Source organism: Bradyrhizobium denitrificans, assembly GCF_013179005.1.
GTDB lineage: Bacteria > Pseudomonadota > Alphaproteobacteria > Rhizobiales > Xanthobacteraceae > Bradyrhizobium > Bradyrhizobium denitrificans.
Map to the genome: position 1 here is coordinate 126,402 of NZ_JABFDP010000020.1, position 14,932 is coordinate 141,333.

At 57.0% G+C, this 14,932-nt stretch carries 16 protein-coding genes and 1 pseudogene; 3 read left to right on the forward strand and 14 right to left on the reverse strand.

Translation table 11 applies throughout. The features are described 5' to 3' along the window. The first annotated feature begins 239 nt into the window (after positions 1 to 239). Positions 240 to 1,814, forward strand: a complete 1,575-nt coding sequence (locus HL671_RS22895) for a glycosyltransferase family 39 protein (RefSeq protein ID WP_307769024.1) — start codon at positions 240 to 242, stop codon at positions 1,812 to 1,814. A 123-nt stretch (positions 1,815 to 1,937) separates the two neighbouring features. On the opposite strand, the gene HL671_RS22900 is transcribed toward HL671_RS22895, so the two are convergent. The 8 genes from HL671_RS22900 to HL671_RS22935 all read right to left on the reverse strand — a co-directional run bounded on the left by HL671_RS22900 (position 1,938) and on the right by HL671_RS22935 (position 8,500). Next, the gene (locus HL671_RS22900) at positions 1,938 to 2,501 is read right to left on the reverse strand and encodes an undecaprenyl-diphosphatase (RefSeq protein WP_172238890.1); all 564 of its coding nucleotides are present in this window, start codon (positions 2,499 to 2,501) and stop codon (positions 1,938 to 1,940) included. Positions 2,502 to 2,645: 144 nt separating this feature from the next. Continuing rightward, on the reverse strand, positions 2,646 to 2,906 hold the full coding sequence (locus HL671_RS22905; RefSeq protein WP_172238893.1) for a hypothetical protein: 261 nt from the start codon (positions 2,904 to 2,906) through the stop codon (positions 2,646 to 2,648). Positions 2,907 to 3,004: 98 nt separating this feature from the next. After that, a complete protein-coding gene (locus tag HL671_RS22910) occupies positions 3,005 to 3,790 on the reverse strand; it encodes a COG4705 family protein (protein WP_210264040.1) in 786 nt (261 codons plus the stop codon). Between the two features lie 106 nt (positions 3,791 to 3,896). Further along, positions 3,897 to 4,511 carry a LabA-like NYN domain-containing protein gene (locus tag HL671_RS22915; RefSeq protein WP_172238899.1) on the reverse strand — a complete coding sequence of 205 codons (615 nt, stop codon included), beginning with the start codon at positions 4,509 to 4,511 and terminating at the stop codon, positions 3,897 to 3,899. Positions 4,512 to 4,858: 347 nt separating this feature from the next. Then, entirely contained in the window at positions 4,859 to 5,209 is a 351-nt protein-coding gene (locus HL671_RS22920) for a PepSY domain-containing protein (RefSeq protein WP_172238902.1), read from the reverse strand. A gap of 346 nt (positions 5,210 to 5,555) precedes the next feature. Next, positions 5,556 to 6,197 carry a DedA family protein gene (locus HL671_RS22925; protein ID WP_172238905.1) on the reverse strand — a complete coding sequence of 214 codons (642 nt, stop codon included), beginning with the start codon at positions 6,195 to 6,197 and terminating at the stop codon, positions 5,556 to 5,558. A 318-nt stretch (positions 6,198 to 6,515) separates the two neighbouring features. After that, the gene (locus HL671_RS22930) at positions 6,516 to 7,838 is read right to left on the reverse strand and encodes an ATP-binding protein (protein WP_172238908.1); all 1,323 of its coding nucleotides are present in this window, start codon (positions 7,836 to 7,838) and stop codon (positions 6,516 to 6,518) included. Beyond that, positions 7,835 to 8,500, reverse strand: coding sequence for a response regulator (locus HL671_RS22935; protein WP_172238911.1), 666 nt, complete (start codon positions 8,498 to 8,500; stop codon positions 7,835 to 7,837). Before HL671_RS22935 ends, HL671_RS22930 begins: the two co-directional genes overlap by 4 nt. A gap of 605 nt (positions 8,501 to 9,105) precedes the next feature. Between HL671_RS22935 and copD the strand changes: the two genes are divergently transcribed. Beyond that, on the forward strand, positions 9,106 to 10,068 hold the full coding sequence (gene copD / locus HL671_RS22940) for a copper homeostasis membrane protein CopD (RefSeq protein ID WP_246579768.1): 963 nt from the start codon (positions 9,106 to 9,108) through the stop codon (positions 10,066 to 10,068). A 76-nt stretch (positions 10,069 to 10,144) separates the two neighbouring features. Here copD and copC read toward each other — a convergent pair whose 3' ends face one another. The 5 genes and pseudogenes from copC to HL671_RS38960 form a co-directional block, all read right to left on the reverse strand. Then, a complete protein-coding gene (gene copC / locus HL671_RS38455) occupies positions 10,145 to 10,798 on the reverse strand; it encodes a copper homeostasis periplasmic binding protein CopC (RefSeq protein ID WP_246579769.1) in 654 nt (217 codons plus the stop codon). Between the two features lie 315 nt (positions 10,799 to 11,113). Then, a complete protein-coding gene (locus tag HL671_RS22950; RefSeq protein ID WP_210264041.1) occupies positions 11,114 to 11,611 on the reverse strand; it encodes a class I SAM-dependent methyltransferase in 498 nt (165 codons plus the stop codon). A gap of 303 nt (positions 11,612 to 11,914) precedes the next feature. Next, positions 11,915 to 12,199, reverse strand: a complete 285-nt coding sequence (locus HL671_RS38035) for a hypothetical protein (RefSeq protein WP_210264042.1) — start codon at positions 12,197 to 12,199, stop codon at positions 11,915 to 11,917. A gap of 142 nt (positions 12,200 to 12,341) precedes the next feature. After that, a pseudogene (locus HL671_RS22955) lies at positions 12,342 to 12,565 on the reverse strand (IS66 family transposase); the annotation flags it as partial. Next, the gene (locus tag HL671_RS38960; protein ID WP_307769021.1) at positions 12,555 to 12,680 is read right to left on the reverse strand and encodes a transposase; all 126 of its coding nucleotides are present in this window, start codon (positions 12,678 to 12,680) and stop codon (positions 12,555 to 12,557) included. The gene HL671_RS38960 and the pseudogene HL671_RS22955, both read right to left, overlap by 11 nt. Positions 12,681 to 13,756: 1,076 nt before the next feature. On the opposite strand from HL671_RS38960, the gene HL671_RS22965 reads away from it, so the two are divergent. Further along, positions 13,757 to 14,713, forward strand: coding sequence for a LysR family transcriptional regulator (locus HL671_RS22965; protein ID WP_172238917.1), 957 nt, complete (start codon positions 13,757 to 13,759; stop codon positions 14,711 to 14,713). On the opposite strand, the gene HL671_RS22970 is transcribed toward HL671_RS22965, so the two are convergent. After that, on the reverse strand, positions 14,686 to 14,928 hold the full coding sequence (locus tag HL671_RS22970) for a DUF2274 domain-containing protein (protein ID WP_172238920.1): 243 nt from the start codon (positions 14,926 to 14,928) through the stop codon (positions 14,686 to 14,688). The genes HL671_RS22965 and HL671_RS22970 overlap by 28 nt on opposite strands. Positions 14,929 to 14,932: the final 4 nt, after the last annotated feature.

The window sequence follows — 14,932 nt, forward strand, 5'->3', positions numbered from 1 at the left end:
AAACAGGTATTGCCCCCGGGGTGCATTCGGTTGGAGACGATACGCTCGCCGACTTAGCGCGAAATTAGCGCCACACTTCCTCAATTCGGCACGACCTCATTCCCTCCTAAGTCTACGCTGTTATCCGTAGTTTGGCCTAGGTCAGATCGTCCTCCCACACGCCCAACACCGCCCGCATTCGGACTGTTCGCCCGGACATGCCTGCAGGTGCGGAACGCGCTCAAGGATTTAGGGTTTCGGTGCCGTTCGATTTTGCACTGTCCGCCATGGCTGCACGCTCCGATACCGCTCCAGCGCGGTGGCGAAAGCCTTTTCTGATCTGGCTTGACGGGGCAGACGCAGGTTGGACGATTCCGGTTATTTTGCTTGGCTTCGTCGGGATTTGGATGGTGTATTTGCAGGTTGCCTATCTCAGCGGCGACTTGCACCCCGACGTACTCGAAACCTGGTCATTGGGTCGTACTTTTGCCTGGGGCAGCTCGAAGCATCCGCCACTCATGGGGTGGGTAGCCCGCGCGTGGACATCCGTATTTCCCCTTAGCGACTGGTCCTTCCATCTGATGGCGATGACCAATTCAGCCGCGGCATTATGGGCGGTTGACCTTATTTCTTGCCGATTTGTGCGCGGCGACAAAAGAATAGTGGTGTTACTGCTCCTCATGCTATTGCCGACATATCAATTTCAGGCACAGCGGTTCAACGCCAACGCGGTTCTGTTGGCCGTCTGGCCGCTCGCAACATATTGCTTTTTGCGCTCGTTCGAAACGCGGCGATGGCCGTGGGCGGCAGCTGCAGGCGCGAGCGCCGCGCTTGCGATGCTCGGCAAGTACTACTCCGTCTTCCTGCTAGGCAGCTTCGCCTTCTCCGCACTTTGTCATCCGCAGCGTCGCTTGTATTTTACCTCGTTGGCGCCCTGGGTTTCGATCGCCGTCGGGCTGATAGTCCTTTTGCCTCACTTGCACTGGCTTGCAACGACAGGGGCGATGCCGTTCTCGTACGCCATCGCCGCACATGCAGGTCGGACCTTCGACAGCTCATTGAGTGAAGCACTTTTTTTCATACTCGGTCTTGCTGCAAATATGGCGATTCCGGCTGCGACGTGGGTTATGATCGCAGGCTATCGATTGAGAAGATTCTTGCACGACGCCCGCTCCATGAGCTCGGGCCTACGACTGCTTTTTCTAATTGCAATCGGAACAATCGTCTTTCCTGTTCTCACCGGCATTGTGCTGGGAACCGACGTTACGCCACTCTGGGCCGTGCAAGGCTTGTTTTTGTTTGTCATTCTGGTGGTTGGCGGCGCAAGGTATCCGATCGAGCGCTTCTATTCGGTCAATCTGACAGTCATGGTTATTGGCATCGCCGTGATCGCGACTGTGATCGCAGCACCAATTCATGCAGCCTATCGCAACAACTATCCATTTGAGGAAGGACGTAACTTCTATCGCGCGGCTTCCCTGGAACTAACAAGGTTGTGGCACGAACACTCCAGCGAACCGTTGCCAGCAATCGACGGTGATGAGAATTTGGTCCTGGCCGTGGCATTCTACAGTCCAGATCACCCGGTTCCCACGACTGCGAGCTTTCACAAATGTCTTGGCACGACATGCCAAGCGACACCTGAGAAGGGTTGGGCGGCGATGTGCTTTTACGGAGATGTTGCTTGTAATGAGGCAATGAGTAGAACTGCATCAGTTGTGACCGGAGCCATCCAAACGGAGTTTGTCGCCCAATCAATGCTGCTCGGCTGGCCCGGAGCCACAAGGCGCATCAACGCATTCGTCGTTCTACCGTGTCGGCCGGAGCAGCACTAGCGAATGTCTGCCCCATTATTGCGACAGCCTGCGTCATGCCATGCATCGGTATTAGGGCTATGTAAGTTGTGTGAACGAAGATGCAGCCAAAGTGGCACGCTGGCAACGATCAACAGCGATCACTCACAAGACGCGCTCGCCGTAACTCGTTAGTATCGAACTCATCTTGCGGGCAGAAGTGCGGGAGAAAAGAAAGGCCGACGCCAACGCGATGAGCGCCGCCCCTACGATGTCCATGGGATAGTGCGCTCCAAGAAAGACCCGCGACCAGCCAACCGCAACAGCCAAGCTCATGGGTATTATCCATGCCAATCGCATCGAAGGCGGAGGGACGAACAACAACGACCATCCCAGAGCAAAGAGCAGCGTTGAGTGATCGCTCGGAAACGAGCTATCGGCCGCGTGATGCAGATAGTTGCGGGAGACTCCATCCATGAAAGGACGCGAATGAAAATACAGGCCGGATACCGCGCTAGCGACGCTCAGAGCAAGCAACGCGCTCAAACATGCGCCAACTGCTGAACAGCGATCAGAGTTATCGCCGAGCATCCAAATGGAGACAAGCAGTGCGGGAGCGATAAACACGGCTCCTTGCGCAAGGAGCGAGGCGGCGAGCAATGCCCCGCCGGTCATCTCCGGCGGGGCCGACAGTAGTTCGAATAGTCTGTGGTTTAGAGTTTCGAACATTTCAGACTCGTCCAGTTATCCGCATCGGGGCTTCACTGCCTGAGCATTCTAGGCCAGGATGCCTGCGAGTTTCCTGAAAGTGTCGCAGTGATCGCTCGACTTCACACTGCCCATTGACTGCGCTGACGGACTGGCCCGCGCGGATTATTTCAACGTCAAGCCGGCCTTGGTCATTCCCTCCGCAATCGCCGTGTGGCAGGTTTTGTCGTCGTCCTTCTTCAGCGCTGGGACTGCCTTTGCTTTAGCTTCGTCCAGAGCGGCTTTCGCTTCCGGTTTCAGACTTGGCGTTTTGAAAGCTTGCTCAAGCTGCTTCAGGTCGCTCTCGCAGTCGGCGCGTGCGACGCTGGCGGTCGCCACCCCGAGGACGGAGGAAAGAACAATGATCTTCAAGAGAGGATTCGTCATGACTGCATCTTTCTTGCTTGCGATGGGGCCAGAAAACCAAACGCCAGCGGAGGCGACTGGGGCTGAAGCGGCTCCGGACAACAGCCCCGGTGTCGCGATCAGCCTTCAGGAACGGCCTCCAGCCGGTCGGATTTTGTGATCGTCAGATAAGCGACGAGTGCCAGAATGATGACCAGGAAAAAGAGGCTGGTCGTGACCGTCCCCCAACCTAGTCCGCCAGCGATAACCGGCTTGGCGAGATAGTCACCCGTCGAAGCGCCAAGCGGCCGCGTCAGAATGTAGGCGATCCAGAACGAGAAGATCGCATCGATCTTGAATACGTAATACAGAAGCGCAATGACGCCAATCATTGAGCCAAAGACGATTGCAGCAAGCCCATATCCGAGTTCCAGTTTTTCCGCCATCAAATCGCCGGCTGATGTGCCCAATGCGAACGTGAACAGGATCGCCGCCCAGTAAAACATCTCACGCCGCGTGGTGAAGATCGTGTGGATAGAAAGGGTCCCTTCGATTCTATACCAAAGCGCGAAGATGGCCGCGAGAAACACTCCGAACACGACGGAGGTCGTCACGAGGCTGATCCCCATCCCGTCGACCAAATTGTCTGATATGAGCGTTCCGACGATGCTGATCAGAACGACGGTTACCCAATATAGCGGGGCAACATAGCTTCTTGCCCTGATCTGAAAGATCAGTGCCGCGACGAAGACAGCCGTCATCACATAGGACGTGATGGTCAGGCCTAACCCTAGTCTGGTCGCCAGCAAGTCCGCGGCCGTCTCTCCAACTGTGGTCGCCATGACCTTGATGATCCAAAAATAGATCGTGACTTCCGGAACCTTGTTCAGCAGACCAGAGAAATTGCGATGGGCGGTTTGGGTCATTGGACTCTCCGACGGCGCGGCCGAGACATCTGGAGGACTTGGAGTCGGCATGCATGCCGAATTCGGCGTATTGTGAAAGGTTTATCGCGCGAAAATTAGCCGCGGATTAGGACCGCTGTAGCAACTGCGGTGCTTGGTGACGGGGCTCACCATGACGGGCTTCGTTGCACTCGCGCGAGGTGGGGCGCTCGGACGGATCGCGGCCGAGCTTGGACTGCAATTCCACGAGGTCGGTGAAAACATCGGCCTGGCGGCGCAATTCATCGGCGATCATCGGCGGCTGGCTGGCGATGGTCGAGACCACGGTGACGCGCACGCCGCGGCGCTGAACGGCCTCCACCAGCGAGCGGAAATCGCCGTTGCCGGAGAACAACACCATCTGGTCGATTCGCTCGCCGAGTTCCATGGCGTCGACGGCGAGCTCGATATCCATGTTGCCCTTGACCTTGCGGCGACCCGAGGCATCGATGAATTCCTTGGTCGGCTTGGTGACCACCGTATAGCCGTTGTAGTCGAGCCAGTCGATCAGCGGGCGGATCGAGGAATATTCCTGATCCTCGATGATGGCCGTGTAATAGAACGCCCGCAGCAGCGTCCCGCGGCCCTGGAATTCCTTGAGCAGGCGCTTGTAGTCGATATCAAAGCCGAGCGTCTTCGCCGTGGCGTAGAGGTTGGCGCCATCGATGAAGAGCGCGATCTTGCTGGAAACGGGTGTCGACATCAAAGCAAAGCCTTCTCGCGTAGCAGTTGGTATAGCGTTTTTGGGCAGCGGCAACGGGGTTGCGTGCCTTCACGCCATGCATCCTAATCCGCTGCAGCTTGTCGCCAACGTACGGTTGAAGTGGACGAGGCGAGCCTGCGAGTTCCACCCCAGCACTTTGGATCTCGATCTTTTCACTCGTCATCAAAACTTGTTATCTTGGTTTCGCAACCCCGCTGTTTGGGGTGAGCACGCAGTCGCTCAAACCGCCGAGCGCGCAAAAAAGCTTGAGCAATGACCGACCAAACGCCGCCTGCCGATAGAAGCGCGCTGCGCGGCCGCACCGAAACCTGGACGCGCGACGCCAGCTAGTCTTCAGATTCGCTATCATCGTCGTCATCCGCGGCGGCGACGATTTTCACGACCTGACCCGTCTGAGTATCGACCAGTACTTTCTTTCGCGCCTTGTCCTTCAGGATAGTCACCTCGAAGTGAACGATGCCATTTTGGTCTTCGATGCCTGTGCCGGCGGCTCTTCCACCAGTCGCCTGCTCTGCAGCCGTGACCGCCTGGCCCAATGAGACTTTCGCCGCCGACAAAATTCGCGATTCATCCGTCGGCTCATCCCGGCGCTCCCTGGCGTTTGCATTTGCACCGGTAAAAAGTGTTACTCCCAAGAGAGCGCCAAAGGCCATGATGCCGAGGCTTTTCGATGTCATGACGTGGCTCCTTTGTGAGGGTCTGCCGCCGTGGGACGGCCAAAGCCGGCCCCCGCAGTCATCGGCGCGGACCAATCCCACACGAGTGGGCGCTTGCTCGGGGCTTGCAGGCAGGCGCCATGGAATTGGTCCGCAAGTTGAGCAGTATCAGCACAGACTTAGGAGTGAATGAGGTCGGCTGAACTTCGAGCCCGTTGCGCGCTTTGCAAACCCAGCAACTCTCCATGATCGATCCGAAAGCTGCGGCCCCCTCATCGACGATCGACCGCGCGGAACCTATCTTCGCGCTCTCCACGGCCACGATAGGGTCGGACCATCGAAGTGGCCAGAGACTACAGCGCCCGCTTCATGGAAGCGGTCCGGGAAATGCACGTTCGGCCCTCTCCTGCAAACGGCTTTCCTGATGTCGAATCACCACGCCCAGAGCGAGCAATACCAGTGCAGCGCCTGCGATAGCGATCGGACCGAGCGTGCTGTGCACGTCGAACACGGCCTTACCAAGGTGATAGCCGCCAAACGCTAATATCGCGGCCCAAAGCACGCCACCCGCGGCATTGGCAGCCAAGAATAGCGGCCAATTCATACGGTTTACTCCGGCGAGGAACGCGGCCAATATCCGCAGCAGGGCGACAAATCGTCCCAGGAACACCACCCATGGACCGAATTGCGCGAAGAGATACTGGCCAAGTTTGACGCGTCGGTCAGATAGACCGAGACGATAGCCAAATCGCCGAAGCAGCGGATAGCCGAACCGGTTGCCGATCCAGTATCCGCAGTTATCGCCAATGATGGCGCCGACGGCGCCCACAGCACCGACCACCCAAATGTTCAAGCCTGGGTTCTTGGATGCATATGCCGCTGCAAGGATCAGCATCGTTTCTCCTGGCAGCGGAAGTCCCATGCTCTCGAGCCCGATGACTATTCCAATTGCGAGATACCCATAGTTGGCGATCAGCTGATCCAGTGCTTCAGTTGTAATCCACGTCATCTACTCGCCTTCTTGTTCGACCGCTGCCAGCATTGCGCAAAATTGTGTCCTTGCCTCACCAAGCGATCGCGTCTCGTTATTGTGTCGGGAGTACAACATAGTCGAAAGGACGCTGCTCAGGGGCACCCGTGACAGCTCCAAAAATTAAGGGAAGCGGCGGGCATTACGAGCTGCCTCACGCATGGTTTGGCGCTGTGAGTTAAGCTGAATCGCGCTTCGCGACATACCCGCCTGTGCTAAACGTTCAGGCAGCTCGATCGCGCAGAGGCGAAACGCACAGTCCCGATCATCGCCAACCTGAATGATAGCAGCGTAGACTTAGGAGCAAATGAGGTCAGCGTGATCCGCCTCCATTGTCGAGACGCGTACTCGCACGCCGCTGCTATCAGCACGGTTTTCAAGCGCGATCCGCAGATCGTGGCGTTTTGCCACGGCGCCGGCTATCGCCAAGCCGAGGCCGCTGCCCTCAATATTCGGAGGCGCCGCGCGGAAAAAACGATCGAACAATCTCGGAAAGTGCTCGGCGGCAATACCGCAGCCGGTGTCCGCGATCTCGACCACCGTCGATCGATCGACCCGCAGCACAGAAACATCGACAACGCCGCCCGCTGGAGTGTAACGGATCGCATTGTCGATCAAGTTGCCGAACAGCATCCTCAGCTGACTCGACGAGCCCGAAATTGACGCAGAATCGCGCCTCGACATGCCCAAATCGACACCCTTCGAAGATGCAAGATAGACAAAGTTGGCGACACACTGAGTGACCAGTTCGGTGAGATCGATCGCCTCGGTCGCCGCGTCATCTGTCGGCTCCTCGAGACGAGCCATCCGAAGTAACTGATCGAGCAGCATCGAGGCGCGCCGGATTCCAGCACGAATTTCCAGCATTGGCTCGGCTTGCTCAGCCTTCGCTGTAGCTTGCAAATTGTCAATCTGGACCTGAAGAGCAGCCAGCGGCGTTCGCAATTCATGCGCCGCGTCCGAGACGAAACGTTGCTGTTGCACGACTGCCTCTTGCAGACGGACTGCCAAGCTATTCATCGCCTCAACAAGCGGTAACACCTCCATTGGCACACCTGACACTGAGATTGGATCCCGGCAATCAGTCGCACGCGCAGCGATATTTTGTGCAAGTCCGCTCAGCCCTCCCAATACTCGATTGAGCGCCCAGCCTATAACCAACCAGGCCAACGGAATGGCCCCTAGAACTGGAACCCCGGCTTGGATCGCCGCAGACTCAGCCATTTCGTCGCGCACACTCATGCGCTGAGCAGCCTGCACCGTGCGACGCCCATCGCTTGCCAAGTAGACCCGCCACTCCTCTCCATCAGCGACGATCGATGAGAAACCCAAGTTCACCTGACGTGGCAGTTCGATGCCATTCGCCGGCTTGCGCACAGATTCACCTGCCGCGTTCCAGATATTGATGACAAATTCGTCTTCCGGATCGAGTTTGGCGGTTGGTACGGCGATCTCCGCGAGACCTTCGCCAGCGTTGAGCGCGACCTGGCGCAATTGTCCGTCCAGAAAATCCGCAGCTTCGCGGCGCGCCATTTCGTAGGCAATGGCAAAGGCAAGAGCGCCAACGACCGCAAGCAGAGCGGTCATCCAGAGAAGCGCAGACCGCCGCAGTGACGTCATGGTCTGTCCTTGAGCACCATCCAGCCTGCACCTCGCACGTTTCGAACGACCTCTTTGTCAAACCTCTTGCGGATTGAATGGATCAATACGTCGACGGCATTGCTTTCGACCTCTTCGCCCCATCCGTAAAGGCGCTCCTCAAGCTGTCCTCGTGATAAAATGGCCCCCGGCCTTTGCAGAAGTGCTTGCATTAGCGCGAATTCACGTGCCGGGAGCGTTGCTGCGACGCGTCGATACGTCATAATGTGGCTCGCCAGATCGAGCGAGATTTCGCCGACATCAATGAGCGCCTGCGCAATGCCCGCTTGACGGCGCTGGACTGCACGCATGCGAGCGATCAACTCACGTGTTTCGAACGGCTTCACAAGATAGTCGTCCGCTCCGATATCCAGGCCGGCGATGCGATCATCAACGCCATCTCGCGCGGTAATGACGAGCAAAGGAATCCGATTTCCCGCTTTTCGAGCGGCTTTCAATAGGTCAAGGCCGTCCACGTCGGGAAGTCCGAGATCAAGCAGAACCAGTGCGTGGCCGCCGGTCGCAACGGCTTCTGCTCCCTCCGTTCCATCCCGGACCCAATCGACCGCCATCCCCTCGCGGCCCAGAGCTTCAACAAGGCCACGCCCGATCATGGGGTCGTCTTCAATCAGAAGAACTCGCATATCGGAACTTCCGCTCGTGAGGAGAACCCGCCGCGAAATCGTGGGCGCAAGCAGGACATTGACCAGATTATCGCCATTCCTACCGATACGATACCCAAATATTTTCCAATCATTACACTACACTATTACAGCGCTCCTGCGTTTCCGTGCACCGTTACGTCCGGGCCGATTGGAAGCCATTTGGTCTCCATCGGAAAGGCTGTGGTTTTGCACGCCGGCGCTTTTTCACTGAGGCAAAATCTCTCAATGCTTTTCGAGACGGGCGTCCAACATGATTGCATGACCTGCAACTTCGAAACGGCTGTCAGCTCACGATGGCTGGCGTAACATGGCCAAGGTGAGTGGAATGAGCTTGGTCGGCACCCCACGGAGTAGTCTACGACTACGTGACCCATCATCTTCAGCGAGCATTGAAACCCAAACACTCACACGATATCCTGCTCATGAAGAACTGATTGTCCGAAATGCCTACCATCGCGGCAACCTTGATGTTGCCGGTGGGATGGTGAGCAGCCCGCGTCCAGCCGTCCGAAATTCCAATTGGCCGACGCTCCTCCGCGGTCCACAGCTAATAGATTGCGTTCAATGAAAAACGTGACACCCAAATGTCCGGGTTTTCTTTCGTTGAGCGTGGCGCGCCAATGGTCGATCTCGGACTCGTCGTCGCGCGGTTGTTGCATTACGCCGCAGTGACCCTCCTCGCCGGTGTGGCGGTATTTCCCCTGTACGCCTACGCCGTGGCCGAACCCAAGGAACTGTCCCACCGACGTCACGCGGTGCTTCTCGCCGCCGCCATCGGTACGGTACTCAGCGGCCTGCTTTGGTTCGTTTTCGCAGTCGCAAACATGAGCGGCACCTTAGCCGATGTTGCCGACAAAGAGGTTCTGTGGACGGTGTTGAGCGAAACGACTTTTGGCGGCGTGTGGATGGCCCGAATGTTACTTGCTGTGGTGATTGCCAGCGTGATGGCCAACCGTCCGCTCGGGGCGGGAACCGCGGGCCGGGACGTGGCCGCGGCATGTCTGGCGGCGGCGCTAATGGCGTCGTTGGCCGGAACGGGTCATGCCCAGATCGAGGAAGGCTGGTTGAGCGTCGCACACGTTGCGTTGGATGCCATGCACCTTCTTGCCGCCGGCGGATGGCTCGGAGGGCTGTTCCCGCTCGGCTTTATACTTCTCGACTATTCGACACGCGCGGATGCGCCGATTGTTGACGTAGATCGGATCCTGCTGCGGTTTTCAAGCATGGGATACGTCGCCGTGGTCACGCTCATCGTCTCGGGTCTCGTCAACAGCTGGTTCATGGTCGGCTCGGTGTCCAGTTTGCTGAACACTTCTTACGGGCAGATTCTTCTCGCGAAGCTGGCGCTTTTTGCAGCAATGCTCGCGCTCGCTGTCGCAAACAGGTTCTGGCTCGTTCCCCGGATGATCGAGGCTCGAAATTCCGCACAGCCCTCTTTCTGGCTCGGCAGATTGCGCTACCACGTGCTCGGCGAGCAGTTCTTGGGTCTGATGATTCTTCTGGCCGTGCCCGTTTTGGGCACGATGCGGCCGGCAGTGGGCCAATGATGCGATGCAATGCACCGGACGCGCCCCCGGCCGCTGACGCCGATCTTCCTTCCGGCGCAACGGTCGTGATTTGCAATCAGCGCGCTACCTCGAACGAGTACTCGCCTTTCACACGATGGGTATCTTCGGAAACGGCATGCCACGACACCTTATAGCGTCCCGCCGTCAGCGGTGCCGCCAGCGGAACGATGAGTAGCTTCCGATTCCTGGGATCATTCAACGGCGTGCCGGTCGCGATAGTATTTCCGGCTTCCTCCTTGAGTTCTAGGCCGGAAAGCTTCGCTATCACGCCCTCGCTGAAGTTCAGCTTGATCTCCCTGGGGGCGACCTTGCTGGAGACATCGGCTACGGGGCTGACTGACGTCAACTTCGGATGAGCGCCGGCCGAAGTAGCAAGCGCGCCCATCGTCAGGACCGCGAGAACAGCCATCGCTATCATATTTCGCGACATTTCATCTCCTTCCCTTGTCCCTGGGATCGCAACGTTGTTCGCGCTCTGCCGAGGCCTACCAACCCCGATAGCCATAGCTGTAACCGTAGTAGTGAGGCCGCGAATAATATTGGTATCTCGGGTACCCATGGGCGTCGTCATGAAAATCCCGAAGGGCACGATGATCAGATCGGTGCTCGCCGCGACTGTAAAAGCCTTCCTCATGCGCACGATGGTGCGAGTCGGACAGTCGGTCGTGGAAGCGATCGTGAGAGTTATAGCCGTAGTTTTCGTCATCATGAGCCAGAGCCGGCATAACGGGCAGGCTGAATATCACGGCGGCCGCCAAAAGTGCTTTTCCTAGGATCATGTTTTCCTCCGTCGCTGTGTAAGTCCACCAACCTTGGTGCGGCTTACCAAGTTTCCTCGTCGGAGATCATAAGCAGTTAATGTGAACGGCAGCCGAACGGTCGGTTACTGAACACTTATTTCCAGCCTGCTGGAGCGGCGCTTTTGTAAGGTCGCCACATTTCAACCACGATGACGAATTGGCGCTCAAGCTATCGAAGCTCTGGACCCGGGCTTCAAAACTTGTTGCGAGGATGCGACACACGCTCAAACGTTTGCTGCTAACGCGCAGAACCACTGATCTCTAATCACTACACTCGCGTCCGTGAAGCCCGCCGCGGTGAGTAGTTCCGTCAGTCCGTTGTTGGGCTGGCCCGAATAAATCGTAAAGCCGAGCGCGAGCTTGGCAGACGGTTTCATGACCCGCCGTATTTCTCGCAATCCACGCGCCACATCCGGCCACACTTGCATGGAATTAATCGCCAGCACCTTGTCAAAGCTATTGTTATCGAATGGCAGGCGGTCCACGGACGCGCGTCGCAGGTCGACGGAGCCATCCTTAATAACGGCAGCATTCCGGGCGCGAGCTTGCTCCACCATTTCCCGCGACGGGTCAATGCCCGCAACATGTCCCTCCGATACGAGCCTCGACAAACGTTGGACAATCACTCCGGGGCCGAAGCCGACTTCAAGCACGGTATCATTCGGTTCAACTTCAAGAAGTTCAGTGACCCATGCGCCGCAGCCCTCGTTCGTGCGCGCCATTATCATCCCACCCGCTCGTCCCAAGAGTCCCTTGGGCCGACCAAACATGCGCATGAAGGTGTTTCGAACGGCGCTCATCAGATGCCAAAATTATGTTCCGCCCTAATCTGACAGCGTTGCGCTAAAGGTTCCAGCGAAGCAGGTTCGGACCCTTCACTCGCTTATCGGTCTTTGAGTGCTGGGCTTGAATATCGCGGGGTTGCGAACCGCGATATTCATTCTCGTCACGATATGGTAGAGATTGTTTCAATGGAATGCTCGGTGCCCCGGGTTGACGAAGGACCACTGCGGAGAACCGCGCGATCAGTTGCAGACGTGGACTCTACGGTACACCCAGCCATATCCATCCCAATAGCGCTCTCGAACAACCCGGCAGACCGGCTCTTCGACATAGACCGGCTCCGGCGCATAGTACACCGGCGGCGGAGCAGGCCGCGACGCCAGTGCGCCGCCGAGCAAAGCTCCCCCAATGAGTCCGCCTACGACACCCGCGGCGATTTGTCCGTTTTCAGCTCTTGCAGACACCGGCAACAGAAGCGGACCCGCGGCCAATGCAACAGCCGCGATCGTTGATACGATTTTGCCCATATCGCTTTCTCCAAATTTCGCCCGCAAATCGCTGGCAAACCCCGATCATCATACATCTCGCGGTTAATGCCTTCTTAAGCCTGCACTAAGGCTGAAAATTGTTTTTCGCAGGAACCACAGAGGCCAAGTAATTTCGAGCCAGATCGATCTCGAACAGGGCGTCGATCCGGCGGACTGTTTCCAGCGCCAGCGGCGAGATCACGGCCGGCTTCTTGCCCTGGGCTCTGCGACGCGCGTTCTCGGCCAGATCCGCCATCACGAAGAACGGCCGTCAGGCGTGGACCAACAGGCCGCTTCCAGGATCGGTCCAGGCGCGCGGCCGAGTTCGTGGAGCTTGCCATAGCCGCCGTAGGCGTCAGTCTGGAGGGATCATCGGCTCGGAACCGAACGCGCGCCGCCATGTCATCAGCAACGAACGTGATATGCCATGGCGCCTTGCTGTCGACGATATTGCGCGTGGCGCTTGAAAGCTCTCGGTCACATCCGCAATTTCTCGTCAACCGACCAGCGCCGCCGGCGACCAGTCTCGACCACCTCAAGCCGTTCAAGCTGAGTACTGCGCTTATGGCTGTCCATAAGGACTATTGCGCACCAATAGGACTAATCCAACAAGGCGGCCCTCCCGGAGGGGAGACTTTGCTCTTGGCCAAAAGTAACTTGCTCGTAGAGCCGAGACGAGCTGCCATACGACCGGATAGACGTCGACGAAGGGCTCAGCATGCAGCAGATGTCGACGTTGATTTCGCGCGTGGCGTATCGTATCCGCCCATCTAACGCTTGAAGGCAGGCGACTCGTACGCGGCGCGCAATGATAAATATGCGGCGCGGGATGCGCCTTGAGCCGCTCGGTCACAAAGTTCATAAAGCGCTCGAAGGCCGCTCGCTCCTTTTTGCGCGTTGATGCCTAGTCACCGAAGTAGCAGAGGGCATCATCGTCTCCGCGTCAAGGTATCCGAGCAGAAACTCAAGCCGCCCTCGCCAACGAGGGGATCTCCCTCGAAATCGAAGATATCGCCTGCCGAATACTCCGATAGTCGCGAAAATGCAAACCCCGCATTTCGGGTAGGCAGAGCTTCGTAGATGACCGCGGTTTGTGCCCGACGATCGACTTGGCCTCGTATCTTTTTCGTAGCGTTGTAGCTCGCCGCGGTCCGGCCGCTGCGGCCGATTACAAGTGTACGGCGACCAGCCCGGCCGTCGTGAGAAACGCGCCTTTGGCTCGCCGGCTTGTGATCGCAACCAATGCTTCCGAAGAAGAGGCCTCACAAAAATAAGAGCGTATTCGGACTCTAAGTGACGGATAAAACAATCTTCGGGGAAAATTTATCGGCTAGCCTGTTTACCACAATTGCTGCATTTGGGCGTCTGCTCTCAGAAACCTCGCGGTGTTCAGGTCTCACTGAACAATTTCTTGCGATTTGCTCGGCATCCATATACCGCGTTTTCCAGAGCGAACACAGGACGCCGATCGCCAGCAGACCGATAAAATACAACCAAAAATTGTCGCAATCTCCTGTACAAGAACTTGAGGCTGATTTCTAAAATGGGTACACGGTCATGGACAATGTGCATTTTGCGCTCAATTCTGCGCTTACCCGCGCCCGGAACGTACCGCCAAATCAGCTTCAGCATGCGATAGCAGCCGCAGACTACGGCAGCTTCCGACGGGCAGCCGAAGTCCTGTCAATCAAGCAATCGACACTTAGCCGTTCAATTCAACTGCTTGAACATCGGTTTGGAGCGGCCATTTTTGAGCGGTCAAGAGGTGGCGTGCGAGCAACGTCGATCGGGCGGCAGTTTTTGCGGATAGCACGCTCAATACTTGACCAGCTAGATGCGCTTGCAACCATTACACATGCTGCCGGCCAAGGCGAAGCGGGCCGGCTCACTCTCGGGTTCTGTACATCGCTTACAGCCGGCAATCTTAGAGCTTCGCTGCTGGATTTTCGTCGACAATTTCCTGAGGTTGAACTCTCAGCGGTCGAACGACGACGCACGCATTTGGCAACCACGTTTCGCAATGGTTTGATCGATGTTCTTATCTTGACGGGAAGTATGCCGGCGCCAAACAGCAATACAAGACCTCTTTGGAATGAACGTGTCTTGGTTGTTTTGCCCGCTGACCATGCTCTAGCAACACGAGAGATCGTTTATTGGACTGACTTGCGTGGCCAGACTGTCATTTTGAGCGAATATGACCCCGGACGCGAGATAGAAGATTTGCTCGTCTCGAAGCTTGTTTCACCCGAAGATCGACCGAAGATCGAACGTCATGATATCAGTCGCGGTGTTGTAAAAAGCTTCGTTACAATGAATTTTGGTATCAGCCTTGTGCTCGAGTCAGACATTGGCGCGAATTTCTCCGGTTTGGTATTCCGGGAATTGCGAGATGGCACCGGGCCAAGCGTCCTGGCCTACTCGGCGTATTGGCAGTCGGACAATGAAAACCCGGCTCTTAAGGCTTTTCTGAAGATTCTGTCTGAGCGTTACGCGTCGCCTCGCTTGGAAACCTGACGCGTGCGGCGCGCCTTGGTAAAACTTCGATCTGTAGCCATGAACCGTGTCAACATCGGTGCAATCAGTCTGGTTGGATCCTTGATCTCTTGGCCGCTTTCTCGTTCGAGAATCTCGGCATAAGCAACGAGATCGCGATGTACGCTCGCGGGCAGCTCGAGACTAACCTTTACAGGTTTGTCATCCAGAAAAGTTTGAAGCTTGAGCCTTGCCACTCTC

Excerpts from the sequence above, each read along its gene's own strand:
- HL671_RS22900 (WP_172238890.1), bottom strand. The coding sequence starts at position 2,501 with ATGTTCGAAACTCTAAACCACAGACTATTCGAACTACTGTCGGCCCCG.
- HL671_RS22905 (WP_172238893.1), bottom strand. The coding sequence starts at position 2,906 with ATGACGAATCCTCTCTTGAAGATCATTGTTCTTTCCTCCGTCCTCGGG.
- HL671_RS22910 (WP_210264040.1), bottom strand. The coding sequence starts at position 3,790 with ATGACCCAAACCGCCCATCGCAATTTCTCTGGTCTGCTGAACAAGGTT.
- HL671_RS22915 (WP_172238899.1), bottom strand. The coding sequence starts at position 4,511 with ATGTCGACACCCGTTTCCAGCAAGATCGCGCTCTTCATCGATGGCGCC.
- HL671_RS22920 (WP_172238902.1), bottom strand. The coding sequence starts at position 5,209 with ATGACATCGAAAAGCCTCGGCATCATGGCCTTTGGCGCTCTCTTGGGA.
- HL671_RS22925 (WP_172238905.1), bottom strand. The coding sequence starts at position 6,197 with ATGACGTGGATTACAACTGAAGCACTGGATCAGCTGATCGCCAACTAT.
- HL671_RS22930 (WP_172238908.1), bottom strand. The coding sequence starts at position 7,838 with ATGACGTCACTGCGGCGGTCTGCGCTTCTCTGGATGACCGCTCTGCTT.
- HL671_RS22935 (WP_172238911.1), bottom strand. The coding sequence starts at position 8,500 with ATGCGAGTTCTTCTGATTGAAGACGACCCCATGATCGGGCGTGGCCTT.
- copD (WP_246579768.1), top strand. The coding sequence starts at position 9,106 with ATGTCCGGGTTTTCTTTCGTTGAGCGTGGCGCGCCAATGGTCGATCTC.
- copC (WP_246579769.1), bottom strand. The coding sequence starts at position 10,798 with ATGATGACGAAAACTACGGCTATAACTCTCACGATCGCTTCCACGACC.
- HL671_RS22950 (WP_210264041.1), bottom strand. The coding sequence starts at position 11,611 with ATGGCGCGCACGAACGAGGGCTGCGGCGCATGGGTCACTGAACTTCTT.
- HL671_RS38035 (WP_210264042.1), bottom strand. The coding sequence starts at position 12,199 with ATGGGCAAAATCGTATCAACGATCGCGGCTGTTGCATTGGCCGCGGGT.
- HL671_RS22965 (WP_172238917.1), top strand. The coding sequence starts at position 13,757 with ATGGACAATGTGCATTTTGCGCTCAATTCTGCGCTTACCCGCGCCCGG.